Below are 23485 nucleotides of genomic sequence, written 5' to 3'. Positions count from 1 at the left end.
CGACCTCAGTCACGGCCTCCGTGGCTCCCCCTGCCGCACCTTCCGCACCCGCGGTGTCTCCCCGTGTTGCTCCTCTTTCCCACCAGCAACCATCCGGGAGGCCGACCATGGCACAACCCACCACCGCCGTCCTGTGCACCGACCTCGACTTCGAGTGGCCCGACGGCAAGCCCGTCCTCGACGGCTTCCAACTGGCCGTCGGCCCCGGCCGCACCGGCCTGATCGGGCTCAACGGCGCAGGCAAGTCCACCCTGCTGCGGCTGATCGCCGGGGACCTGACACCCACCGGCGGAGCCGTCCGCGTCGCGGGCGAACTCGGCTACCTGCCGCAGGGACTGACGCTCGACACCTCCCTGCGGGTGGACGAGGCGCTCGGCATCCGGACCGCCCGCGAGGCCCTGCACGCCATCGAGTCCGGCGACACCGCCCAGCGCCACTTCGACGCCGTCGGCGACGACTGGGACGTCGAGGAGCGCGCCCGCGCCACCCTCGACCGGCTCGGCCTGCAGCGGCTCGGTCTCGACCGCACCACCGGCGAACTCTCCGGCGGCGAGGCCGTGTTGCTGCGGCTGGCCGCCTTGCTGATGCGCCGGCCCGACGTCCTGTTGCTCGACGAGCCCACCAACAACCTCGACCGGGCCGCCCGCGAGCGGCTCTACGAGACGGTGGCCGGCTGGCACGGCGTCATGCTGATCGTCAGCCACGACCGCGAGCTGCTCCGGCACGTCGACCAGATCGCCGACCTGCGGGACGGACAGGTCACCTGGTATGGCGGCGACTTCACCGAGTACGAGCGCACGGTCGCCGCCCAGCAGGAGACGGCCGAGCGGCTGCTGCGCAACGCCGAGGCCGACGTCCAGCGCCAGAAGCGGGACCTGGTCGAGGCCCGCACCCGGCTCGAACGCAGCGCCGGCTACGGCAAGAAGCGCTCGGTCACCCGCAACGACCCGCACATCTTCGCCGGCAAGCTCAAACGCCAGGGCCAGGAGACGGCGGGCCGGATCACCGGCATGCACACCGAGCGGCTGGAGGAGGCCAAGCAACGGCTCACCTCCGCCGAGGAGGCGGTCCGCGACGACGCCGAGATCCGGATCGACCTCCCGCGCACCGCCGTCCCGGCCGGGCGCACCGTGCTCACCCTGCAGAAGGTCCGGCTGCCTTACGGCACCACCGCCGACCTCGACCTGCGCGGCCCCGAGCGGATCGCACTGGTCGGGCGCAACGGCGCCGGCAAGACCACCCTGCTGCGCACCATCGCGGGCGAACTCGCCCCGCTGGCGGGGGAGATCACCGCGCCGGTGCCGCTGCGCCACCTGCCCCAGCGGCTCGACCTGCTGGACGACGGGCTCACCGTCGCGGAGAACGTCAAGCGGTTCGCCCCCGCCGCCGGGGACAACGCGATCCGGGCCCGGCTCGCCCGCTTCCTGTTCCGCGGCGCGCGGGCCGAGCAGCAGGCCGCCACGCTCTCCGGCGGCGAGCGGTTCCGGGCCACGCTGGCCGCCCTGCTGCTGGCCGACCCGCCGCCGCAGCTGCTGCTGCTCGACGAGCCGACCAACAACCTGGACCTCGCCAGTGTCCGCCAGCTCACCCAGGCGCTCGCCGCGTACCAGGGCGCGCTGATCGTGGCCAGCCACGACCTGCCGTTCCTGCGGGGCCTCGGCCTGACGCGGTGGCTGGAGCTGGACGGCGAGCTGAGGGCGGTGGATCCGATGTAGCCGCTACCGCCCTTCCCCGGCCAGGACGGCGCCGGCCGTGCTCAGGGCCGAGTCCTTGAGCCCGGCCGGCTCGTCCGGGGTGAACACCGGCACCCGGAGGTCCGCCGGGATGCCCGGGCCGTCGACGCTGCCGCCGTCCGGGGCGAGGAACCTCTCGTTCGGCAGCCCGACCGGGAAGTCCGGCGAGATCTGCCGGGTCATCACGTCGGAGAAGACACCCGCCCCGGGTGTTGTCGCCGGTCCGCGTGACGTGCGGGGGCGGCCCGTCAACGCCTGGGTGAAGGTCTCGGCGGCGCTGACGGACAGCGAGGAGGCGAGCCGTGCGGCGTGGTCGGTGTTCACGGTTCGGTGTTCAACTGCCTTGGGAGCCAGTAGCATCGGGGTCATGCCAGCGCTCAACATCGAGTACACGGAGCACGAGCTCGCCGCGATCCGCGAGGCGGCCGCTGCGGACGGGAAGAGTGTCAAGGCGTATGTGCACGACCTGAGCGTGCGGGAGCAGCAGCGGCGGGTGTTCGTCGATCATGCGGTGGCGTTCTGGAAGGAGCACCGGGCGGAGTTCGACGCCGCGTTCCCGGAGGACGCGCCTGCCGCGTGAGGGGTTCGGGCCCGATGGTGCCGTACGTCGACCTGCGCTGGCTGCTGGACGTCCAGGAGCATGCCTCGCCGGAGGACCTGAGCGTGCGGGACTACTCGGCGCTGCAGGCCGCGGTCGCGCGGCACCGGGTCAACACCGCCCAGCTCGGGCATGACGCCGATGCCGCGTGGTGCGCGGCGACGCTGATGCACACGATCGTGCTGCTGCGTCCGCTCCCGGTCCGCAACAACCTGTACGCCTGCATGACCACGGCTGCGTACATGCACGCCGCCGGGGAGGGCATCGACCCGCCGTACGGGGCGCTGGTGGAGCTGGCGCGGGACGTCGTCGAGGGCCTGGCGGACGTGTACGCCGCGGCCGACCGGATCCGCTCCTGGCGGATCTGAGCGGGTATCCGGGCGTGGATCCGAGCGGGTGGCTGGGCGCGGATCCAAGTCGACCGCCGCGCGATCGCCACAAGGGGAAACGTTTATGCCTCGGCCTTCATCGCCTCGGCGGCGCCCGGCCGCAGCCTGCCCGCGACCAGCGTCCCCAGCCGGTCCAGGCCGACCACGGCTGCGCCGAGCGCGATGAACTCGACCGTCAGCATGCCGATCTGGCCCCACACGTAGCCGTAGCCCTTGGTGGTCGGGTCGAAGAAGAAGTACGGGTACTTCAGCGGGAAGTCGGCGAACAGCGCGTTGCGGGTGAGCACGACCGCCGCGTAGCCGAGCGGGAAGGCCAGCCAGCGCGGTATGTCCCGCCACGCGGAGGCGTTGCGCGGCTTGAGCACCAGCCAGTCGACGACCACCATCACCGGCGTCACGTAGTGCAGGAAGAACGACGACCAGTGCGCCAGCCTGTCCGGCCCGCTGACCAGCCCCGGCAGTGGGTCGGCGCCGTGCTGGAGCAGGATGTGCGAGACCAGCCCGGTGATGACGATGTACAGCGTGGCGGCGCCGCGCAGCCGGGGTGCGGGCGCCGCCACGGTGCCGCGCTTGAGCATCCAGTAGGCCGCGCCGATGAAGTAGCCGAGCACGATGACGTTGCTCTGCACGGTGAAGTACACCAGCGACGCGTTGCCGAGCGTCAGACCGAGGAATGCCGACAGCGCGATGCCCATGCGCCACCACAGCGCCGGGCGGGTCCGGACTGACATGCGGCCACCAGTTCGTTTCAGGCGATACGGGAGGTATCGGACGGTCGGGGGGATCGCAGCACTCTACTCGCAGGTAGTGGCCGGACGAAAGAATCGTTCCTGCTCATCGTTCCTGTTCATCGTTACCTGCATAGCGGGCGGAATACGGCTCAGCCGGGCAGCACGAACCCCGACTCGTACGCCACGATCACCGCCTGGGTGCGGTCCCGCGCGCCGAGCTTGGCGAGCACGCTGCCGACGTGCGTCTTGACCGTCTCCTGGCTGACGACGAGTTCCCGCGCGATCTCCCCGTTGTTCAGCCCGGTGGCCATCAGCCGCAGCACCTGTCCCTCCCGCTCGGTCAGCCGCCCGATCGGCCCCCGGTCCTGGGCGGCGGTGCCGCGGGCGGCCGCGGGCGCGTGCCGCAGCGCGAGCTCACGGACGGCCGCCGGGAACAGCAGCGAGTCCCCGCGGGCGACCAGCCGCACCGCCTGCACCATCTCCTCCGCCCGCGCCCGCTTCAGCAGGAACCCGGCCGCACCGGCCCGCAGCGCGTCGTACACGTGGTCGTCGTGCTCGAAGGTGGTCACCACGAGGATCCGTGGCGGCTCGGCCATCCCGCCGACCAGCTGCTCGGTGGCCCGGATCCCGTCGATGCCGGGCATCCGGACGTCCATCAGCACGACGTCCGGCCGTAGTTCGCGCACCAGCGGCACGACCTCGGCGCCGTCCGCCGCCTCGCCGACGACGCCGAGGTCCGGCTCGGCGTCGATCACCACCCGCAGCCCCATCCGGACCAGCCGCTCGTCGTCCGCGATCACCACACGGATGTTCCCGGTCATCTCATCCTCCCCGTTCATCCTCCCCATCGGCCCTCTGGTCCTCTGGCGCACTCGTCCGTCGGCCCATCGGCCCATCGGTTCTATCGGCCCGCCGGCAGCCACACGGCCAGCCGCCATGTCGTCCCGTCCCCGGCCGGCCCCGCCTCGCTGCCGCCGCGCAGTGCCACCGCCCGCTCCCCGATCCCGCGCAGCCCGCGCCCGCCGCCGGGGCGGCTGGGGCGCGTGGGGCCCAGGGGATTGGTCAGTTCGATGTCCAGCCGCCCGTCCGCCAGGGCCACCCGCAGCCCGGCCGGCGCGGGCCCGGCGTGCCGCAGCACGTTGGTGAGGCCCTCCTGGACGATCCGGTACGCCTCGCGGGAGAGCGCCGGCGCCAGCCGGTCCAGGCCGGGGGAGAGCTCGGCGTCGACCCGCACGCCGGTGCGGGCGAGCTGGCGCAGCAGGTCATCCAGCCCGGCCAGAGTGGGCCCGACGGGCCCGTCGCCGGTGTCCTCCTCGCGCAACAGTCCCAGCACGGTGTCCAGTTCGGCGACGGCCGCCCGCGCGGTCTCCTCGATCGCGGCCAGCGCCTCGGCGGCGAAGTCCGGGTCGCTGCGCAGCACCCGGGCCGCCGCCGAGGCCTGGATGCCGACGGCGCTCAGCGCGTGCCCGACCGAGTCGTGCAGTTCGCGGGCCAGCCGGTTGCGCTGGGCGAGCACGGCGGCCCGGTGTTCGGCCACGGCCAGCCGCTCCTCGGGGGTCGGGCCGAGCAGGACGGGCGCCCAGCGGGCGAGCAGAGCGCCGCACGCGGCGTTGACGCCGACGATCAGGGCCAGGACGGCGAGGCCGAGGGCGGCGCCGGTGACCAGCCAGCCGGGGAAGCGGTGTTCCCAGTACTGGGTGAGGTCGTGGGCGCCGGGGGAGTGGAACACCAGGACCACGGCGAACGGCGCCCCGGCCAGCGTCATGCCGGCGACCACCCCGCCGAGGAACAGGTGCAGCACGTACCAGACGGCGGCGCGCCGCCGGGCCGCCCATGACCGGGTCGGGCCGGTGGCGAGCTCCTCGGGCCGGTCGGGCGCGCACAGCGCCCGCGCCGCCGCGCTCTCCAGCGTCCGGACGGTCGGCAGCAGCGCGGTGACGGCGGCCATCGGCAGCGAGGTGCCGACCGAGAGGAGCTGGAGCAGGAGTTGGCGCAGGTGGGACTGGTTGTTGTTGAGTGCCCCGAGCAACACCTGCGAGAGCAGCCAGTACGGCATCAGCAGGGCGCCGCCGAGCACCAGGTGCACCCAGCGCAGCCGCGCCCGTCGCCCGAACAGCGCCTCCGCCGTCCGCCGGATCCGCCCGTGCGGCTGCGCCTTCACCAGCGTGCTCACCTGCCCGCCCCCGTGGTCACGCGCGCGACTCTACGGCAGGCAGCGGCCTCCCGGCGGCGGCCGCCGCCCGTTCGGTCAGCGCCATCGCGCCCGCCGCCAGGATCAGCAGCCCGGCCACGACCTGCCCGGCCTCCACCAGGACCATCAGTCCGGGCACCGCGCTCGGCAGGTCCGGGACGGTCGTCGTGCTCCCGAACGCCACCAACTGCCAGGCGCCCCAGGCGAACATCGACCCGGCCGCCGTCCACACGACCACGAGCGGCGTCCGCAGCCGCCGCCCCGGCCCGACCCGGAACACCAGCACCAGCAGCGCTCCCGCCGCGGCCACCGCCATCACGGCCGTCACCGCGTCCATCGTCGCGACCGACCTGCTGCGCTCCTCGACCCAGCGCAGCGGCAGCCCGGTCGTCCCGCCCGCCGCCCAGTACGCCCGGGCCAACGCGACGCCCAGCGCGAGCAGCGCGGCCACGCCCGCGAAGACGCGCTGCACGGGGAGGGTGGGAGAGTCGGGCAGGTCGCCGATCCGGTCGCTCATCAGGCCCGCCCAGCGCCGCCGGGCGTACAGGACGAACGCGAGGATCAACGCCACGCCCTGCACCGAGAAGCCGCCGTACACGAGCGCGAACACCCACCCGGAGAGGCCGTCGTCCGCCTGCCGCGTCGGCGTCTGCTGCTCCGGGCCGAGCACCAGCCCGGCGAGCAGCGACACCGGCAGGGCCACCAGGATCGTCCCGAGCAGTCCGGTCGCCACCCACATCGGGAACGCCACCAGTCCGGCCGGCGCCCGCCGGCCCCATGGCCGCACGAAGGTGAGCGCGAGCGCCAGGGCGATCGCGTCCATCCCGAAGGTGATGAGGTTGAGCAGCCACAGCTTGTCCATGGAGCCCGGGTCGTGCACGCCGACCTCGCATCCGGTCAGCCACAGCACCTTGAGCGTCAGGTAGGGCACCGTCGAGGCCATCGCGACCCCGGCCGCCACGCCCCGCACCACGTCGTCCTTGTGTCTCATGCCCCCACGATCGCGCCGGGGCCGGGGGCGGCACGTCGGCCCTGGTCACGATCGTCCTCCCCCTGGCGGGGGATCCGGCAGCTCCCGGGGCATGAGGCCTCAGGACATTCGGTGGATGAGCCGCTCCTCGTGGTCGATCCTGCCGTCCGGGTCCGGGACCAGCCCGAGCCGCTCGGCCAGCCGCCTCGACGGCAGGTTGTCGGCGCGGATCAGCGCGGTCACCGGCACGCCCGGGAACCGTGGCCGGGCCTCCGCGAGCGCCGCCCGGGCCGCCTCGGCCGCGTACCCGAGGCCCCAGGCGGACGGCCGGAACCGGTAGTAGAGGTTGAACACCCGCTCGTCGTCCAGCGTGTTGAGACACACCCCCGCGAACCCGATCACCACCCCCGGCTCCTCGCGCGTCGCCACCGCGCAGTACCCGACCCCCTCCTCCTCCCACCGTGCGAGGAACCGGTCCAGCATCTCCCGGCTCTCCGTGCGGTCCCGGTGCGGCCCGTACGGGTTGTACCGGTTGGTCTCCGGATCCCCGTGCACGGCGAACACCGCCTCGACGTCGTCGTCCTGCGGCCGCGTCAGCCGCAGTCGCCCGGTCTCGGTGACGATCGTGCGTTCCGTAACGGTCATGACGGTTCCCCCGCGTCATTCGTAATAGGTCAATTGCACAATAGACCATTACGGCGATACTCGTGTCGCCGTTGCTCGTCTCGCCGTTGCTCGTCTCAGGGAATCGGCTCGCACTCGATCGCCTCGCCCTCCGGTGGTGGGGAGCTGTTGCTACGGGTCGTCGCCGCCCGGGAACGGGCGGCGCCCGTTGGGGGCGGGCCCTTCGACGCGATGGACAGATGTGCCCTCCGTGGTCGTGATGGTGCAGGGGGCGGGGGTGCGGCGGTCTTGTTACCGGCGGGTCGCTTCTCTATCATCGCGAGTGTTACAGCTTTACTGTCAAACCCCGAAGGGTTCTGCAGCCAGTGCGTGACACCAGTGGTTCACAGGCCGTGGGCTCCGGCCCGTTGGCGGGTGTGCGGGTGGTCGAGCTCGCGGGGATCGGCCCCGGACCGTTCGCGGCCATGCTGCTCGCGGACCTGGGCGCGGACGTGGTCCGGGTGGACCGGCCCGACCCCTCGCCGCTCGGGATCGACCCGGCGCGCGACGTCACCAACCGCAACAAGCGCTCGGTGCTGATCGACCTCAAGTCCCCCGACGGGCCCGCCCGGGTGCTCGACCTCGTCGAGCGGGCCGACCTGCTGATCGAGGGCTACCGGCCCGGCGTCGCCGAGCGGCTCGGCGTCGGCCCGGACGCCTGCCTCGCGCGCAACCCCGCACTCGTGTACGGCCGGATGACCGGCTGGGGCCAGGAGGGGCCGCGCTCCGCGCAGGCCGGGCACGACATCGGCTACGCGGCGGTCGCCGGCGTGCTCGGGCTGGTCGCCGCTCCCGGTGGGGCCGAGGAGGCGCCCGGGATCCCCGCGAACCTGCTCGGCGACTATGCGGGCGGCTCGCTCTACCTCGTCGTCGGCCTGCTCGCCGCGCTGCACCACGCCCGCACCACCGGCACCGGCCAGGTCGTCGACGCGGCGATCGTGGACGGCGCCGCGCACCTCGGCAGCATGCTGTGGGGCCTGCTCGCGGCCGGCCACTGGCAGGATCGCCGGGGCGTGAACCTGCTCGACGGCGGCGCCCCCTTCTATGCGATCTACCGGGCGGCGGACGGCGGCCACCTCGCCGTCGGCGCGCTGGAGCCGCGGTTCTACGCCGAATTCGCCCGCCTGCTCGGCCTCGGACCGGACGCGCCCGGCCAGTACGACCTCGCCCGCTGGCCCGAACTGCGCACCCTGATCGCCGAGCGCTTCGCCACTCGCACCCGCGCCGAGTGGGAGGCCCTCTTCGCGGGCTCCGACGCCTGCGTGGAACCGGTGCTGACGATGCGCCAAGCCGTCGCCGACGCCCACCTGGCGGCGCGCGGCACGTACGTCGAGGCGGACGGCGTCACCCAGCCCGCCCCCGCCCCGCGGTTCTCCGCCACCCCCGGAACGCTGCGCCGCCCGCCGGCCCGGCCCGGCGCGCACACCGCCGAGGTGGCCCGCGACTGGGGCGTGCCCCTCCTGGGCCCCGACGAGGAGGGCCCGGTGGACGGCCCGGTGATGGGCGACCCGGACGGGGACGGCCTGGACGTGGGCGACCCGGGCATGGACAACTCCGCAGCAGACCAAGGAGCGTAGCGTTGCAGCGCGACATCTTCACCGAGCAGCACGACGACTTCCGGGACACCGTCCGGTCGTTCCTCGCCAAGGAGGTCCTGCCGCACTACGACCGGTGGGAGAAGGCCGGCATCGTCGACCGCTCCGTCTGGCTCGCGGCCGGCCGACAGGGCCTGCTCGGCACCGCCGTCCCCGAGGAGTACGGCGGTGGCGGCGCCCCGGACTTCCGCTACGCCGCCGTGCTGGCGGAGGAGTTCGCGCGCGCCGGGGCCCCCGGGCTGGCGATCGGGCTTCACAATGACATCATCGGCCCCTACCTCACCTCGCTCGCCACCGACGAGCAGAAGCGCCGCTGGCTGCCCGGCTTCTGCACCGGCGAGATCATCACCGCGATCGCGATGACCGAGCCCGGCGCCGGCTCCGACCTCCAGGGCATCCGCACCCAGGCGGTCGATCAGGGCGACCACTACCTGCTCAACGGCACCAAGACCTTCATCTCCAACGGCATCCTCGCCGACCTGGTGATCGTCGTCGCCCGCACCACCCCCGAGGGCGGCGCGCACGGCCTGAGCCTGCTCGTCGTCGAGCGCGGCACGCCCGGCTTCGAGCGCGGCCGCAACCTCGACAAGATCGGCCAGAAGTCCCAGGACACCGCCGAGCTGTTCTTCGAGGACGTCCGGGTGCCGAAGGAGAACCTGCTCGGCGAGCTCAACGGCGGGTTCGTCCACCTGATGCAGAACCTCGCCCAGGAGCGGCTCGCGATCGCCGTCGCCGCGATCGCCGGGGCCGAGCACCTGGTCGAGATCACCACCGACTACGTCAAGCAGCGCGAGGCCTTCGGCCGTCCGCTCGCCAAGCTCCAGCACGTGCGCTTCGAGATCGCCGAACTCGCCACCGAGTGCGCCGTCACCCGGGCGTTCGTCGACCGCTGCATCACCGAGCACAACCGCTACGCGCTCACCCCGGCGGACGCCTCGATGGCCAAGTGGTGGGCCACCGAACTGCAGAAGCGCACCGCCGACCGGTGCCTCCAACTGCACGGCGGGTACGGGTACATGAGCGAGTTCCCGGTCGCCCGCGCGTTCACCGACGGGCGCATCCAGACCATCTACGGCGGCACCACCGAGATCATGAAGGAGATCGTGGGCCGCTCCATCCTCGGCTGACCCCCTCCGCCCCCCACCCCGAAGTCCTGAAGCCCCGAAGTCCTGAAGCCCCGAAAGGCGTTCCCACCGTGACCACCGAAGCGTACGTCTACGACGCGATCCGCACCCCGCGCGGCCGGGGCAAGGCCACCGGCTCGCTGCACGGCACCAAGCCGATCGACCTGGTCGTCGGCCTGATCCACGAACTGCGCCGCCGTTACCCCGACCTGGACCCGGCCGCGATCGACGACATCGTGCTCGGCGTCGTCAGCCCGATCGGCGACCAGGGATCCGACATCGCCCGGATCGCCGCGATCGCGGCCGGCCTGCCCGACACCGTCGCCGGCGTCCAGGAGAACCGCTTCTGCGCCTCCGGCCTGGAGGCCGTCAACCTGGCCGCCGCCAAAGTCCGTTCGGGCTGGGAGGACCTGATCCTGGCCGGCGGCGTGGAGTCCATGTCGCGGGTGAAGATGGCCTCCGACGGCGGCGCCTGGTTCGCCGACCCGATGACGGCGTACGAGACCAACTTCGTCCCGCAGGGCATCGGCGCCGACCTCATCGCCACCATCGAGGGCTTCTCCCGCACCGATGTCGACGCCTTCGCCGCCGAGTCCCAGGCCCGCGCCGCCAAGGCCCAGGCGGACGGCCTGTTCGACCGCTCGGTCGTCCCGGTCCGCGACCGCAACGGACTGGTGGTCCTGGACCGCGACGAGTTCATCCGCCCCGGCACCACGGTCGAGACCCTGGCCGGCCTCAAGCCCTCCTTCGCCCAGATCGGCGACGCCGGTGGCTTCGACGCCGTCGCGCTGCAGAAGTACCACTGGGTCGAGGCCATCGACCACGTCCACCACGCCGGCAACTCCTCCGGCATCGTGGACGGCGCCGCGCTGGTCGCCATCGGCAACCGCGAGGTCGGCGAGCGGTACGGGCTGCGCCCGCGCGCCCGGATCGTCTCCGCCGCCGTCTCCGGCTCCGAGCCGACCATCATGCTCACCGGCCCCGCCCCGGCCACCCGCAAGGCCCTCGCCAAGGCCGGGCTCACCGCCGCCGCCATCGACCTCGTCGAGATCAACGAGGCCTTCGCGGCCGTCGCCCTCCGCTTCATCCGCGAACTCGGCTTCCGCCCCGACCAGGTGAACGTCAACGGCGGCGCGATCGCGCTCGGCCACCCGCTCGGCGCCACCGGCGCGATGCTGATCGGCACCGTGATCGACGAACTGGAGCGGCGCGACCTGCGCTACGGCCTCGTCACCCTGTGCGTGGGCGGCGGCATGGGCATCGCCACCGTCGTCGAGCGCATCTGACCTCCCCGTTCCTCGGATTCCCGGAGACCCTGACCTCATGAGCGACACCACCACCATCCGCTGGGAGCAGGACCAGGACGGCGTGGTCACCCTCGTCCTCGACGACCCCACCCAGTCCGTCAACACCATGAACGACGCCTTCACCGCCGACTTCGACACCGTCGTCGAGCGGCTGGCCGGCCTCGCCGCCTCGGACGAGCTGCGCGGCGTCGTCGTCACCTCGGGCAAGAAGACCTTCTTCGCCGGGGGAGACCTCCGGATGCTCTCCGCCGCCCGCCCCGAGGACGCCGCCGCCGTCTTCGAGAAGTCGATGCGGCTCAAGCGCGCGCTGCGCACCCTGGAGACCCTCGGCAAGCCGGTCGTCGCGGCCGTCAACGGCAGCGCCCTCGGCGGCGGCCTGGAGATCGCGCTCGCGTGCCACCACCGGGTCGCCCTGGACACCCCCGCCAGCCGGATCGGCCTGCCGGAGGTGACCCTCGGCCTGCTGCCGGGCGGCGGCGGCGTGGTCCGCACGGTGCGGCTGTTCGGCATCACCGACGCCCTGCTCAAGGTGCTGCTCCAGGGCCGCCAGTACCGCCCGGCGCAGGCGCTGGAGCACGGCATCGTCCACGAACTCGCCGCCACGCCGGAGGAGCTGACGGCGAAGGCGCGGGCCTGGATCGAGGCCAACCCGAGCGCCGTCCAGCCGTGGGACGTCAAGGGCTACAAGATCCCCGGCGGCACCCCGTCGACCCCGGCGCTCGCCGCCAACCTGCCGGCCTTCCCGGCCAACCTGCGCAAGCAGCTGGCCGGTGCGCCCTACCCGGCCCCGCGCAACATCCTCGCCGCCGCCGTCGAGAGCGCCCAGGTCGACATCGACACGGCCATGACGATCGAGGCCCGCTACTTCACCGAGCTGGCCTGCGGGCAGACCAGCAAGAACATGATCCAGGCCCTGTTCTTCGACATGCAGGCCGTCAACTCGGGTGCCGGCCGGCCGAAGGACGTCGAGAAGCGGACGGTCCGCAAGGTCGCCGTCCTCGGCGCCGGCATGATGGGCGCGGGCATCGCCTACGCGTGTGCCAGGGCGGGCATCGAGGTCGTGCTCAAGGACGTCAGCGTCGAGGCCGCCGAGCGCGGCAAGGCCTACAGCGCGGGCCTGCTGGAGAAGGCCGTCGCCCGCGGCCGCTCCACCGAGGCCGGGCGCGACGAACTGCTCGCCCGGATCACCCCCACCGCCGACCCCGCCGACCTGGCCGGCTGTGACGCGGTGATCGAGGCCGTCTTCGAGAACACCGAGCTCAAGCACAAGGTGTTCCAGGAGGTCGAGGGCGTCGTCGCCCCCGACGCGCTGCTCTGCTCCAACACCTCCACCCTGCCCATCGGCCTGCTCGCCGAAGGCGTCCAGCGCGTGGGCGACTTCATCGGCCTGCACTTCTTCTCGCCGGTTGACAAGATGCGGCTGGTGGAGATCATCCGCGGCCCGCAGACCGGCGACGAGGCCCTCGCCCGCGCCTTCGACCTCGTCCGGCAGATCGACAAGACCCCGATCGTCGTCAACGACTCGCGTGGCTTCTTCACCTCCCGGGTGATCGGCCAGTTCCTCAACGAGGGCGTGGCCATGATCGGCGAGGGCATCGAGCCCGCCAGCATCGAGCAGGCCGCCGCCCAGGCCGGCTACCCCGCCAAGGTGCTCTCGCTGATGGACGAGCTCACCCTCACCCTGCCCCGCAAGATCCGCGACGAGTACCGCCGTGCCACCGAGGCCGCCGGTGGCACCTGGACACCCCACCCGGCCGACGCGGTCGTCGACCGCATGGTCGACGAGTTCGGCCGCCCCGGCCGCAGCGGCGGCGCAGGATTCTACGAGTACGGCGAGGACGGCCGACGCGGGGGGCTCTGGCCGGGGCTGCGCGAGCACTTCACCCGCGCCGACGTCGCGGTGCCCTTCGAGGACCTCAAGGAGCGCATGCTGTTCAGCGAGGCGCTCGACTCGGTGCGCTGCCTGGAGGAGGGCGTCCTGACCTCCGTCGCGGACGCCAACGTCGGCTCCATCCTCGGCATCGGCTTCCCGGCCTGGACGGGCGGCGTGTTCCAGTACATCAACGGCTACGAGGGCGGCCCGGCCGGCTTCGCGGCCCGCGCCCGGGAACTCGCAGCCGCCTACGGCGAGCGGTTCGCGCCGCCCGTGCTGCTGGAGCGGATGGCGGCGGAGGGGCGGACGTTCTCCGACTGACGTTGTCCGAGTGAGGCTCTGGGACTGAGGTTCTCCGACTGATCCGTCAGTCCTGGGAGGGTGAGGCCGTGTCACGCACGGCCTCACCCAACTCCTCCCGCAGCGACCGCTGGAACGCCGTCACCAGGGCCTGCGCCACCATCGGCTGGATGTGGTCCGTCAGCGCCTTCATCCGCGCCAGCTCGTCCGGCGCCGGCTCGCTCTCCCGGTACGGCTTCCACACCGTCTCCCGGAAGAGCCGGTGCAATTCCCGTGCCGTGGCCCGGCTGTGCTCCAGCACCACCGCCCGGGCCGCGAGCAGCGTCTCCAGTGGGATCGGCACGTCCAGGATGCGCACCCCCAGCGGGAGCAGCCCCGGATCCACCCGGAACACCTCCGGGTCGGCCGTCCGCTCCAGGGCCCCCATCGCGACGAGCCGCTCCACCTGATCCTCCGACAGCCCGCGCCCGGCCCGGCGCTCCAGCTGCGCCCGCCCGACCTCCTCGGCCGCCTCCGGCGTCCACGAGGCCACCAGGGCGCGGTGGATCGCCAGGTCCAGCGGCGTGCTGTCCTCCGGCAGGCGGGCGAGGTAGCGCTCGATCGCCGCCAGCGTCAGCCCCTGCCGTTGCAACTCCTCGATCAGCCCCAGCCGGTCCAGGTGCGCGACGCCGTACAGCCCGACCCGGCGCGGCCCCAGCTCGGGCGGCGGCAGCAGCCCCTTCGTCCCGTAGAACCGGACGGTCCGCACCGTGACCCCCGCCCGCGCCGCCAGCTCGTCCACCGTCAGCCGCACCTCGCCCGCCACGGCCCCGTGCTCCCCCATCCGCTGCCTCCCGCCGCGCTGGCACACTCATGCTGTAACAGCAGCAGTGTGACAGTGCCCGCCCCGCCGGTCCACCGCGTCCTCGGGCACTGCCGGCCCGGGGAGGGCGACCGGCGGGGGTGGGGGTGACGGCCGGTTCAGCGGGAGGCGGCCTCCGCCAGGCCGGGGTGGTGGCGGCGGGTGACCTCGGGGTGCGCCCTCGTGTACCCCTTCCACTCGTTCTGCCCGAACTCGGCGAACAGCGGGTTGTCCGGGTCCTCGGTGGCACCAGGGGCGTGGTGCGCGAGCGGGAAGTCGAGCGGCTCGATGTGGGCGTCGAGGCGGGGGTTGTAGAAGAACGGCACCGAGTAGCGCTCACGCGCTCCGGGCGGGCTGACCACGCGGTGGCTGGTGGCCTTGAGGTAGCCGTCGGTGGCGACCTCCAGCAGCTCGCCGAGGTTGACGACGAACGCGCCCTCCATCGGCGGGACGTCGAGGAAGGTGCCGTCCGGGCGCTCGACCTGGAGCCCGCCGACGGTGTCCTGGAGCAGCAGCGTGATGAAGCCGTAGTCCTTGTGCGCGCCGACGCCCTGGCCGGCGCCGTCCGGGGCCGTGCCGGGGTAGCGGACGAGCTTGAGCCGCAGGTGGGGGTGGCCGGCGAAGGCGGCGTCGTAGAAGTCGGGGCGGGCGCCGATCGCGGTGAGGAGTTCGTGCAGCAGGCGGCGGGCGACCGTGCCGAGGCGGTCGATCCAGCCGAGGGTCGCGGTGCGCAGTTCGGGCAGTGCCGCGGGCCACTGGTTGGGGCCCTCCAGCCACCAGTACGGCGGCTCGCCCCGGCCGGGGACGTGCGGGGGCAGCTCGGCGCCGATGTCCAGCTGGTCGCGCCAGTCCTGGCTGCCGCCGGTGCGCTCGTCGCCGGTGCGGGTGTAGCCGCGGTAGTGAGGGGAGTTCAGGTTGCTCACGGCGAGCCGGTCGGCCTCGGGGAGGGCGAAGAAGGCGCGCATCGCGTCGGTGAGAGCGGCCGTCTCGGCCGGGGTTATGCCGTGGCCGACGAGCTGGAAGAAGCCGACGCCGGTGGCGGCGGCGCGCAGTTCGTCGTGCAGGCGGCGGCGGTCGTCGGGGCCGCCGTCGGCGAGCGAGAGGTCGATCACCGGGAGTGACTGGAGGTGGGGCTGGGTGTGCTGCTGCGTCATGGGTGACATCCGCTGGGTCTCGTCCCGGCCGGTCCCGGTGGTCGACCGGGGGAGGGCGGAGCGGCGGCCTGGTGCGGCGCGTGCTCCGGGTGCCGGGTGGTGGTGGCGGCCCGGTGGGGGCCGCGCTGAGGGTGGGTGGCGCGAGGTTCAGCCGGAGCGTCGACAGGACATGCTCGTCACGCGGAGCAGGTCCACGTGGCGACGACGAACAAGGATGAGCACGCCACCCAGCCTAAATGACCTGCTCTGTCCCGGGCGAGCCCCCCTGCAGCGGAGGGCTCGTCCCCACTTTCCTATGGTGTTGTCAAGGAGCCCTTCTCTCGGTCGGGCGGTCCTCAGTCGCCCGGTTCCGGGCCGTTCGGTTCTCGGTCGCTCGGTTCCGCGTGGTTCAGTTCCGCATGGTTCGGTTCTTCTCTCCGTTGTTGAGGTAGGCGAGGACGGCCAGCACCCGCCGGTTGTCGTCGTCCGAGGGCTGGAGGTCGAGCCGGACGAAGATCGACGCGGTGTGCTTGGCGACCGCACGCTCGGTGATCACCAGCTGCTGGGCGATCGCCGCGTTGGACCGGCCCTCGGCCATCAGCGCGAGCACCTGCCGCTCGCGCGGGCTGAGGGTCGAGACCGGACCGGCCGAGGAGTTGTGGGTGAGCAGTCGGGTGATCACCTCCGGATCCATCGCGGTGCCGCCCTGGGCGACCCGCCGCACCGCGTCGATGAACTGGGCGCCGTCCATCACCCGGTCCTTGAGCAGGTAGCCGATGCCGCCGGTGCTGGCGCCCGACAGCAGCTCGCGGGCGTACAACTGCTCGACGAACTGGGAGAGCACCAGTACGGGCAGCCCGGGGTGGGCCTGACGGGCCGCCAGGGCGGCGCGCAGCCCCTCGTCGGTGAAGCCGGGCGGGAGTCGGACGTCGACCACGGCGATGTCCGGCCGGTCGGCGGCCACCGCGGCGAGCAGTTCCTCGCCGGTCTCGACGGCTGCCGTGACCTTCATGCCGCTGGCCTCCAGCAACCGGGTCAGCCCGTCCCGGAGGAGGAAGAGGTCTTCGGCGATGACAACGCGCACGGGATCTCCAGGTTCACGATGGTCGGACCGCCTGACGGGCTGCTGATCGCGAGCACCCCGTCGAAGGCGGCCAGTCGGCGTTCGGTACCGCTGAGGCCAGTGCCCCGGGACGGGTCGGCGCCGCCGCGCCCGTCGTCGGTGACCGATATCCGCAGCAGCCCGTCACTGTGCCCTATCTCGATCCACACGTGCGAGGCGCCCGCGTGCTTCACCACGTTGGCCAGCAGCTCGCTGACCGCGAAGTAGGCGGCGGACTCGACCGGCGCCGGGGGACGGCCGGGCAGTTCGCCGGCGAAGGTGACCGGCAGGGGCAGGTCCAGCGCCGTGGCCTGCACGGCGTCGGCCAGGCCGCGGTCCGCCAGCACCGGCGGGTGGATGCCGCGGACCAGGTCCCGTAGTTCGCTGAGCGCCTTGGCCGAGGAGAGCCGGGCCTCGGCCAGCAGCGGGCGCAGCGCCACCGGGTCCTCCACCAGTTGGTCGGCGACGGTCAGCAGCATGCCGAGCGCCACCAGCCGGGCCTGCGCCCCGTCGTGCAGGTCCCGCTCGATGCGGCGCAGCTCGGCGGCGCCGGCGTCGATGGTGTCGGCCCTGGTCCGGGCCAGGTGGCTGACCTGGCGGGCCAGTTCGGCCTGCCGCGAGGGCCCGAGCAGTGCGCGGGCCGCCCGCTCGTGCAGCCGCAGGACCGGCGGGGCGGCCCAGAGGGCAGCCACCGGCGCGATCCAGAGCCCCATCATGTAGACGATCCCCAGGTGAAGGAGGGGGCCGTCGCGCCCCAGGACCTCCAGCGAGATCGGGGCCAGCAGGACGATCGCGGCGGTGAGCAGGTAGGCGAGGCCGCTGAGGGCCGTCCAGGCGAGGTCCCGCCAGACGGCCGGGTCGGTCAGCCAACCGCCGGATCGCAGCCGCCGCCACGGCCCGTCGCCCGCGGCGCGGCGGTACGGCACCGGGACCGGCCGGCCGCTCCACTTCCCGACGACGCGCCTGGTCTCCGTCGCGATCCAGCGCGCGCCGAGCAGCCCGAACACGAGCATCGCCGGGGCCAGCCAGAGCGAGCCGGAGCGGCCGTCGGGCGCCGCGCCGCCGTACAGGTGGGTGGCCATCACCGCGAGTGCGCCCGGCACGAACAGGGCGGCCCCGATGGCCCGTCCGCCGCCCCCGGTGGCCCAGCAGAGCGCCCAGAGGGCCATCGGCGCGAGCGGCACGAACAGGATCAGCGGCCCGCCCGGTGAGCGCCCGCCCGCGTCGGCGGGGCCGAACAGCGCGGCCGCCAGCAGGACCGGCCCGGCTGCCAGTGCGACCAGCCCGGTCACGCCCAGCGTGACCGCGTAGAGTGCGCGCACGCCGGCCACGACGGCGCCCCCTGCCCGCGCGGCGGCCCACGCCACCACGTTCGTGCTCGTCCCGGCATCGGTCCTCATCCCGCGCCTCCTCTCCGTACGGCGGCCCGCAAGCCCCCCGGTCGATCAGTCGGCAGTCAGTCTGCACGGCCGTCGACCTGCGGCGCTCTAGGTCTGAGCCCCGAATACCAGGTGTATCTGAATACACCTCAGAGACGCCGCCTAGGCAGCTGTCCGGCCCCGGGCGCTGATCCATAACGTCGTGTTCCGTCAGTCGGCCCGGGCCTTCCGGTGCCGGATCCCGATCAGTGGAGGGCTCGTGAGCACGCCGATCATCCAGATTCGCGGCGTCGGCAAGACGTACGACCGATCCGACGCCGCACGCCCGGCGCTGGCCGGGCTCGACCTCGAGGTGCGGGCCGGTGAGGCGCTGGCCGTGCTCGGCCGCTCCGGCAGCGGCAAGTCGACGCTGCTCAACCTGATCGCTGGGCTCGACCGGCCGAGCGAGGGCGGCGTGGTGGTGGACGGCGTCGCCGTGCACGAGCTCGGCGAGGCCGCGCTGGCCGAGTACCGGCGGACGCGGATCGGCATGGTCTTCCAGTTCTTCAACCTCCTGGACGACCTCAACGTCGAGGACAACGTCCTGCTCCCGGCCCAACTGGCCGGGATGCGGCGGGAGAAGGCGCGCGTCCGGGCCGGCGAGCTGCTGGAACGGCTCGGGGTGGCCCGGCACGCCACCGCCTTCCCGGGCCGGCTCTCCGGAGGCGAGCGCCAACGCGTGGCGGTGGCAAGGGCGTTGATGAACCGGCCACCACTCCTGCTGGCCGACGAGCCGACCGGCGCCCTCGACTCCGCCTCGGCCGCTGACGTCCGGGGCCTGCTCACCGAGCTCAACGCGGAGGGCCAGACGATCCTGCTGGTCACCCACGACACCGCGCTCGCCGAGGCCTGCGCGAGCCGGACGATCGAGCTGCTCGACGGCCGCCTGGTCCGGGACACCGCGGTGGCGCCCGCCACGGGAGGCGTGCGATGAGCGAGCGGTGCGAGCGAATGATGAGAAGGCGCGTGTGGGCGAATGCCCCTGCCGAGCGAAGCGAGGTGGGCGCATGAGTGCGCTGAGCAAGGTGGTGCGGGCCGGGGTCGGGCGCAAGCGGGTTCAGACGCTCGTCATGGTGCTCACCACGATGATGTCCGTGACGGCGTGCATCCTCGCGACGGGACTGCTGGTCGCCGCCCAGGGGCCCTACCAGCGGTCCTTCGCCGACCAGCGCGGCGCGCACCTGAACGTGCTGTACGACCCGGCCAAGGCGAGCCCCGCGCAGCTCGCCGCGGCGGCGCACGCCACCGGCGTGACGGCCTCCGCAGGCCCCTACCCGGCGGTCACCGCCCAGGCGCGGTCCGGCCAGGACACCCAGATCCCGCCGCCCGGCAGCCCGCTCCCGCCGCTGACGCTGGTCGGCCGGGCGCAGGGCGGTCCGATGGACGACCTGCACATGGTGATGGGCCGGTGGGTCGCGGGCCCCGGCGAGGTGGTGTTCCTGGACGGCCACTCCCCACTGGCCATCGGCGACAGCATGGCCTTCCCCGACCTGCCTGGTCATCCGACCCTCAAGGTCGTCGGTATCGCCTCCTCCATCTCCTGGAGTGCGGACGGTTGGGTCGCCCCCGAACAGGTCCCGGCGCTCACCGCGCCCGGCACGGTGCCCGCCCAGCAGTACCTCTACCGCTTCGCCCACGCCGCCACCGACGCCGAGGTGGAGGCGGACCACGCCGCGCTCGTCGCCGCAGCGCCGGCCGGCGCGCTCACCAGGGCCACCTCCTACCGGCCAGCCCAGGCGGAGGCCAACCGGACGGCCTCGACCTTCGTCCCGTTCGTGACGGCCTTCGGGGTGCTCGGCCTGGCCATGTCGGTGCTGATCATCGGGGTCGTGGTCAGCGGCGCCGTCAGCGCGGCCACCCGGCGGATCGGCATCCTCAAGGCGCTCGGCTTCACCCCGGCGCAGGTGGCCCGTGCCTACGTCGGCCAGGCGCTGGTCCCCGCCGGGATCGGCACCGCGCTCGGCGTGCTCGGCGGGAACGTGCTCTCCGTGCCCGTCCTCGGGATGGCCCACAAGGCCCTGCACGGTGGCCTGCTCGGCATCCCGCTCTGGGTGGACCTCGCGGTTCCGGCCGTCGCCCTGGCCGCCGTGGTGGCCACCGCGCTGGTGCCCGCCCTGCGCGCCGGGCGGCTGCGCACGGTCGAGGCGCTCGCGGTCGGCCGGACGGCGCCGGGTGCCAAGCGGGCCACAGCCCGTGGCAGCGGTGCGGGCCCGGTGGCCGTATTCCAGCGGCTGATCGGCCGGCTGCCGGTGCCGCGCGCCCTGAGCCTCGGGCTGGCGAGCCCGTTCAACCGGCCGGGCCGCTCGGCGACCACCGCTGCCGCGGTGGTGCTCGGCACCGTCGGGGTCACCCTCTGCGTCGGCCTGACGATCTCGCTCGGCGCCTTCCAGGACGGCCTGACCGCCGAGCACGCGGGCAAGGTTGTGGTGGAGGCTCCGATCGACGGCGCCGTGAAGGTCCCCGACCACGCGGACGAGGCTGCCGTGGCCGAGTTGATCGACGCCCGCCCCGGCACCCGGGCCTGGTACAGCACCGTCCCGACACCGGTCTCCGTGGCCGGGAGTACGGCGCGATCCGAAGTGCTCGCCTTCTCCGGCGACGCCTCCTGGAGCGGTTACCAGATGGTCTCGGGCCGCTGGTTCCGGGGCCCCGACGAGGCGGTGGTCGGCTCCGGCTACCTCCGGGCCAACCAGGCGAAGGTGGGCGACACCATCACCCTCACCGACCACGGGCGCTCCGCCCCGGTGCGGATCAGCGGCGAGGTGCTGGCCACCAACGACCTGGTCTTCGTCGACCGGGCTGCGCTGACCCCGCTCGGCTCGCCCGTCCAGGCCGAGGCGATCGGGTTCCACATCGACCTCACCCCGGGCACCGACGCCAAGACCTACGTCGACGGGCTTGACGTGGCGGTCCGGCCGCTGGGTCTGGGCGCCGAGCCGGGCGGGGCGCACCTCAGCATCGTCGTCCTGGCGATGAACACCCTGGCCGGGACGCTCACCCTGCTGCTGATCGCGGTGGCCGGCCTCGGCGTCCTCAACACCGTTCTGCTGGACACCCGCGAGCGGGTGCACGACCTTGGGGTGCTCAAGTCGCTCGGGATGTCGCCCCGGCAGACGGTCGGCATGGTGCTCACCTCCGTCTGCGGGAGCGGGCTGGTGGCCGGACTGATCGGAGTCCCGATCGGGATCGCGGTGCACCACTGGGTGATGCCGGCGATGGCGAGCGCCGCCGGAGTCGGGGTGCCCGAGGCGGACCTGACGGTGTTCGACCCCGCGGTGGTGGGGCCGCTGATACTCGGAGGCCTGGTGCTGGCGCTGATCGGCGCCCTCCTGCCCGCCACCTGGGCGGCCCGTACCCGGACGGTCACGGCGCTGCGCACCGAGTGAGCCCGGCGGGCCGGGCCGCCGGAGCAGGCGGCCCGGCCCGGGCAGTGGCCACGCGTGGGGCGGAGCGGCAGGTGGCCAGGGTGGGGCCAGACCCCGGGCGGCGTCGCCTCCTGACCGGCCGTCACCCGCAGGGCCGCCATCTGCAGGGCCGCCGCAGGGCCGGCTCAGGCGAGCCGCGCCGCCGCGTACGCCTCCATGGCGGCCCGCTGATACGCGGCCAGGCCCGGGGCGATGGCCTCGTAGGCGGCGTGCCACTGCTCGTGCTCCACGCAGGACCGGGCGATCGCGAGGTACTCCTCGACGGCGATCGGTCGGAGCGCGGTGAGCGCCCGGTACTCCGCGTCGATCTTGGTCTGCACCGGCTCGGCGCCGGCCGGGAGGCCGTCCGCCATGAACTCGGCGAGCCGGATCATCTGCGCGGTCCGCTCGCGCTGGCCGGCCTCGACCTCGGCCGGGGTCATCGCGGCGGTCGCCCGCAGGGCGGCCTCCGCGTGCTCGGGGAAGTCGCGCAGGCTCTCCTCGACGTCGGCGGGCTGGATGCCCTCGAACAGGTTCTCCGGGCGGTTGATGCTGGTCATGGGCGTGCCGTCCTTCCTGGACCGTTCCAGTTCGGCGATCGTGCGGGAGACGGTGGTGGCCAGGCCGTCCAGCCGGTCCCGCTCGGCGAGCAACCGGTGGTGGTGGCCCCGCAGGGCCTCCAGCTCGTCCACCTGCTCACCGAGGATCCGGGCGATCTCGGTCAGCCCCACGCCCAGTGCCCGCAGCACGAGGATCTGCTGCAACTGCAGCAACTGCCGCTCCTCGTAGTAACGGTGGCCGTTGGAGCCTATCCACGCCGGGGACAGCAGCCCGATCTCGTCGTAGTGCCGCAGGGTACGGGCGGTCACGCCCGACATCCGGGCGACCTCCGCGATCGGCCAGGCCATGGCCGCCTCCTCCAGTTTCGGTTCCCACACGTTCGCCGTTTCCAGGGCCGGTGCCTCCGGCCCTGGTCACGACGGTAGAAGCTGCCGTTGCGGCAACTTCAAGCCCGAACTCCGTCCGCACGTCGAAGCGCTACGCCGCTGCCTCGCCGAACCAGTCCAGCGACTGCCCGTGCGGTCCGGTGAAGGCCACCGGGTGCTCGTCCAGGGCGAGCGCGAACAGGCCGGACCCGGAGGGCGCGGGCCGGGGGAGGCGCCTTTCGACGGCGGGCAGCACCGGGACGGCCTCGTTGGAGACCCAGTGCCCGGGCAGGTCGCGCACGGTGGCGGTGAACTCTCCCGCTCCCCCGGCGACAGGTACGCGAGCACGGGAACACCACCGGCGTCGCCCCCGCGGGCACGCGCTCCACCAAGTTCACCGGAACCTGCCGCGGAAACAACCGCAGCAGCAACCGCGAAAGCGACCGTGGAACCGGCCGCAACTCCCCTGAACCGGAGGCCCGATGAAGCCTGTGACGAACGCCTCGACGACGCACCCCACGGCGTCCCCGAGGAAGTCGAGGATCCGTACCCGCACCGCGCTCGCCACCACCGCCGTGGTGGCTGCCGCCGACACGTTCACCGCCGGCGTCGGGGTGGCGCAGGGCGGGGACGAGAACAGCCGCCAGGGCAAGGCCGCCGAGCGCGAGACCGCCGCGCGGCTACCACCCCGGCCCGTGCCCCGCCTGCCAGCCCGCCCCGGACCGCGGGCGCGGACGACGGACCTGCACCAGGGCGGCCAGCGCCCACACAGTCGTCGTGAGCAGCGCGTAGAAGAGCAGCAGCGCCCAGAACGGCGTGGTGGACACGCTCCCGTCCTCGAACCGGCACCACGCGTCGGGCGGCAGCCATGAGGCGCCCGTCTCCAGTAGCCGCCCGCCGCCGGTCACCAGGCCCCACTCGCAGCGCTCGGCGAAGTCCAGCGACCGCACGTACAGCACCCCGTACACGACGCCCGCGCCGGCGAGCGACAGTGCCGCGCCGACGCCGAGCAGGAGCGCCCGTCTTCGCGCGGTCGCCGTACGGATGTTCGTCACCGAGGCAGCGTACCGGCCTGTGGGCAGGCACGACCGGATCGCCGCCGGGCGCGAGGCAGGACGGCCACCCTTCGTGTTCGTGCTACTGCGGGGCCGTCTCCGCAGGGCCGTCGTGAAGGGCCGCCGTCGTAA

General features: G+C 73.4%; 22 protein-coding genes. 9 read left to right on the top strand and 13 right to left on the bottom strand.

The window, feature by feature from the left end:
- Window positions 1-107 precede the first annotated feature (107 nt).
- Entirely contained in the window at window positions 108-1715 is a 1608-nt protein-coding gene (locus ACWCXH_RS23350; RefSeq protein WP_449803392.1) for an ABC-F family ATP-binding cassette domain-containing protein, read from the top strand.
- A gap of 3 nt (window positions 1716-1718) precedes the next feature.
- On the opposite strand, the gene ACWCXH_RS23345 is transcribed toward ACWCXH_RS23350, so the two are convergent.
- Window positions 1719-2057 carry a hypothetical protein gene (locus ACWCXH_RS23345; protein ID WP_449803391.1) on the bottom strand — a complete coding sequence of 113 codons (339 nt, stop codon included), beginning with the start codon at window positions 2055-2057 and terminating at the stop codon, window positions 1719-1721.
- A gap of 43 nt (window positions 2058-2100) precedes the next feature.
- On the opposite strand from ACWCXH_RS23345, the gene ACWCXH_RS23340 reads away from it, so the two are divergent.
- Both ACWCXH_RS23340 and ACWCXH_RS23335 read left to right on the top strand, forming a co-directional pair.
- Window positions 2101-2313 (top strand): hypothetical protein, encoded by a 213-nt coding sequence (locus tag ACWCXH_RS23340; protein WP_449803390.1) that lies wholly within the window; start codon window positions 2101-2103, stop codon window positions 2311-2313.
- A 14-nt stretch (window positions 2314-2327) separates the two neighbouring features.
- Window positions 2328-2699, top strand: coding sequence for a toxin Doc (locus ACWCXH_RS23335; RefSeq protein ID WP_449803389.1), 372 nt, complete (start codon window positions 2328-2330; stop codon window positions 2697-2699).
- A gap of 83 nt (window positions 2700-2782) precedes the next feature.
- Here the strand turns inward: ACWCXH_RS23335 and ACWCXH_RS23330 are convergent, their stop codons facing one another.
- The 5 genes from ACWCXH_RS23330 to ACWCXH_RS23310 all read right to left on the bottom strand — a co-directional run bounded on the left by ACWCXH_RS23330 (window position 2783) and on the right by ACWCXH_RS23310 (window position 7257).
- A complete protein-coding gene (locus ACWCXH_RS23330) occupies window positions 2783-3451 on the bottom strand; it encodes a Pr6Pr family membrane protein (protein WP_449803388.1) in 669 nt (222 codons plus the stop codon).
- Window positions 3452-3600: 149 nt separating this feature from the next.
- Window positions 3601-4272, bottom strand: coding sequence for a response regulator (locus tag ACWCXH_RS23325; protein WP_449803387.1), 672 nt, complete (start codon window positions 4270-4272; stop codon window positions 3601-3603).
- An 80-nt stretch (window positions 4273-4352) separates the two neighbouring features.
- Entirely contained in the window at window positions 4353-5624 is a 1272-nt protein-coding gene (locus tag ACWCXH_RS23320; protein WP_449803386.1) for a sensor histidine kinase, read from the bottom strand.
- 16 nt (window positions 5625-5640) lie between these two features.
- A complete protein-coding gene (locus ACWCXH_RS23315; RefSeq protein WP_449803385.1) occupies window positions 5641-6633 on the bottom strand; it encodes a hypothetical protein in 993 nt (330 codons plus the stop codon).
- A gap of 99 nt (window positions 6634-6732) precedes the next feature.
- Window positions 6733-7257 (bottom strand): GNAT family N-acetyltransferase, encoded by a 525-nt coding sequence (locus ACWCXH_RS23310; RefSeq protein ID WP_449803384.1) that lies wholly within the window; start codon window positions 7255-7257, stop codon window positions 6733-6735.
- 344 nt (window positions 7258-7601) lie between these two features.
- Here ACWCXH_RS23310 and ACWCXH_RS23305 point away from each other — a divergent pair, with 344 nt between their 5' ends.
- The 4 genes from ACWCXH_RS23305 to ACWCXH_RS23290 all read left to right on the top strand — a co-directional run bounded on the left by ACWCXH_RS23305 (window position 7602) and on the right by ACWCXH_RS23290 (window position 13495).
- On the top strand, window positions 7602-8852 hold the full coding sequence (locus ACWCXH_RS23305) for a CaiB/BaiF CoA transferase family protein (protein ID WP_449803383.1): 1251 nt from the start codon (window positions 7602-7604) through the stop codon (window positions 8850-8852).
- A gap of 2 nt (window positions 8853-8854) precedes the next feature.
- Window positions 8855-9997, top strand: coding sequence for an acyl-CoA dehydrogenase family protein (locus ACWCXH_RS23300; protein ID WP_449803382.1), 1143 nt, complete (start codon window positions 8855-8857; stop codon window positions 9995-9997).
- A 68-nt stretch (window positions 9998-10065) separates the two neighbouring features.
- Window positions 10066-11280, top strand: coding sequence for an acetyl-CoA C-acetyltransferase (locus ACWCXH_RS23295; RefSeq protein WP_449803381.1), 1215 nt, complete (start codon window positions 10066-10068; stop codon window positions 11278-11280).
- 37 nt (window positions 11281-11317) lie between these two features.
- Window positions 11318-13495 (top strand): 3-hydroxyacyl-CoA dehydrogenase NAD-binding domain-containing protein, encoded by a 2178-nt coding sequence (locus tag ACWCXH_RS23290; RefSeq protein WP_449803380.1) that lies wholly within the window; start codon window positions 11318-11320, stop codon window positions 13493-13495.
- Between the two features lie 46 nt (window positions 13496-13541).
- On the opposite strand, the gene ACWCXH_RS23285 is transcribed toward ACWCXH_RS23290, so the two are convergent.
- From ACWCXH_RS23285 to ACWCXH_RS23270, 4 genes are all read right to left on the bottom strand, one after another.
- Window positions 13542-14297, bottom strand: coding sequence for a MerR family transcriptional regulator (locus tag ACWCXH_RS23285; protein WP_449803379.1), 756 nt, complete (start codon window positions 14295-14297; stop codon window positions 13542-13544).
- Between the two features lie 137 nt (window positions 14298-14434).
- Entirely contained in the window at window positions 14435-15469 is a 1035-nt protein-coding gene (locus ACWCXH_RS23280) for an isopenicillin N synthase family dioxygenase (protein ID WP_449803378.1), read from the bottom strand.
- A gap of 388 nt (window positions 15470-15857) precedes the next feature.
- A complete protein-coding gene (locus ACWCXH_RS23275) occupies window positions 15858-16532 on the bottom strand; it encodes a response regulator transcription factor (RefSeq protein WP_449803377.1) in 675 nt (224 codons plus the stop codon).
- The gene (locus tag ACWCXH_RS23270; protein ID WP_449803376.1) at window positions 16484-17950 is read right to left on the bottom strand and encodes a histidine kinase; all 1467 of its coding nucleotides are present in this window, start codon (window positions 17948-17950) and stop codon (window positions 16484-16486) included. The genes ACWCXH_RS23275 and ACWCXH_RS23270 overlap by 49 nt, the downstream gene beginning before the upstream one ends.
- A 238-nt stretch (window positions 17951-18188) precedes the next feature.
- Between ACWCXH_RS23270 and ACWCXH_RS23265 the strand changes: the two genes are divergently transcribed.
- Both ACWCXH_RS23265 and ACWCXH_RS23260 read left to right on the top strand, forming a co-directional pair.
- Window positions 18189-18902, top strand: a complete 714-nt coding sequence (locus tag ACWCXH_RS23265) for an ABC transporter ATP-binding protein (protein ID WP_449803375.1) — start codon at window positions 18189-18191, stop codon at window positions 18900-18902.
- A gap of 73 nt (window positions 18903-18975) precedes the next feature.
- Window positions 18976-21354 carry an FtsX-like permease family protein gene (locus ACWCXH_RS23260; protein ID WP_449803374.1) on the top strand — a complete coding sequence of 793 codons (2379 nt, stop codon included), beginning with the start codon at window positions 18976-18978 and terminating at the stop codon, window positions 21352-21354.
- 164 nt (window positions 21355-21518) lie between these two features.
- On the opposite strand, the gene ACWCXH_RS23255 is transcribed toward ACWCXH_RS23260, so the two are convergent.
- The 3 genes from ACWCXH_RS23255 to ACWCXH_RS23245 all read right to left on the bottom strand — a co-directional run bounded on the left by ACWCXH_RS23255 (window position 21519) and on the right by ACWCXH_RS23245 (window position 23353).
- Window positions 21519-22280, bottom strand: a complete 762-nt coding sequence (locus ACWCXH_RS23255) for a MerR family transcriptional regulator (protein WP_449803373.1) — start codon at window positions 22278-22280, stop codon at window positions 21519-21521.
- A gap of 130 nt (window positions 22281-22410) precedes the next feature.
- Window positions 22411-22599 (bottom strand): hypothetical protein, encoded by a 189-nt coding sequence (locus ACWCXH_RS23250; protein WP_449803372.1) that lies wholly within the window; start codon window positions 22597-22599, stop codon window positions 22411-22413.
- A gap of 379 nt (window positions 22600-22978) precedes the next feature.
- The gene (locus ACWCXH_RS23245) at window positions 22979-23353 is read right to left on the bottom strand and encodes a hypothetical protein (RefSeq protein ID WP_449803371.1); all 375 of its coding nucleotides are present in this window, start codon (window positions 23351-23353) and stop codon (window positions 22979-22981) included.
- Window positions 23354-23485 lie beyond the last annotated feature (132 nt).

The sequence above is a fragment of the Kitasatospora sp. NPDC001660 genome (assembly GCF_053596725.1).
This window is presented reverse-complemented; position numbering and strand designations above follow the sequence as displayed.

Excerpts from the sequence above, each read along its gene's own strand:
- ACWCXH_RS23280 (WP_449803378.1), bottom strand. The coding sequence starts at position 15,469 with ATGACGCAGCAGCACACCCAGCCCCACCTCCAGTCACTCCCGGTGATC.
- ACWCXH_RS23315 (WP_449803385.1), bottom strand. The coding sequence starts at position 6,633 with ATGAGACACAAGGACGACGTGGTGCGGGGCGTGGCGGCCGGGGTCGCG.
- ACWCXH_RS23330 (WP_449803388.1), bottom strand. The coding sequence starts at position 3,451 with ATGTCAGTCCGGACCCGCCCGGCGCTGTGGTGGCGCATGGGCATCGCG.
- ACWCXH_RS23260 (WP_449803374.1), top strand. The coding sequence starts at position 18,976 with ATGAGTGCGCTGAGCAAGGTGGTGCGGGCCGGGGTCGGGCGCAAGCGG.
- ACWCXH_RS23285 (WP_449803379.1), bottom strand. The coding sequence starts at position 14,297 with ATGGGGGAGCACGGGGCCGTGGCGGGCGAGGTGCGGCTGACGGTGGAC.
- ACWCXH_RS23270 (WP_449803376.1), bottom strand. The coding sequence starts at position 17,950 with ATGAGGACCGATGCCGGGACGAGCACGAACGTGGTGGCGTGGGCCGCC.
- ACWCXH_RS23310 (WP_449803384.1), bottom strand. The coding sequence starts at position 7,257 with ATGACCGTTACGGAACGCACGATCGTCACCGAGACCGGGCGACTGCGG.
- ACWCXH_RS23340 (WP_449803390.1), top strand. The coding sequence starts at position 2,101 with ATGCCAGCGCTCAACATCGAGTACACGGAGCACGAGCTCGCCGCGATC.
- ACWCXH_RS23290 (WP_449803380.1), top strand. The coding sequence starts at position 11,318 with ATGAGCGACACCACCACCATCCGCTGGGAGCAGGACCAGGACGGCGTG.
- ACWCXH_RS23335 (WP_449803389.1), top strand. The coding sequence starts at position 2,328 with ATGGTGCCGTACGTCGACCTGCGCTGGCTGCTGGACGTCCAGGAGCAT.
- ACWCXH_RS23350 (WP_449803392.1), top strand. The coding sequence starts at position 108 with ATGGCACAACCCACCACCGCCGTCCTGTGCACCGACCTCGACTTCGAG.
- ACWCXH_RS23255 (WP_449803373.1), bottom strand. The coding sequence starts at position 22,280 with ATGGCCTGGCCGATCGCGGAGGTCGCCCGGATGTCGGGCGTGACCGCC.
- ACWCXH_RS23325 (WP_449803387.1), bottom strand. The coding sequence starts at position 4,272 with ATGACCGGGAACATCCGTGTGGTGATCGCGGACGACGAGCGGCTGGTC.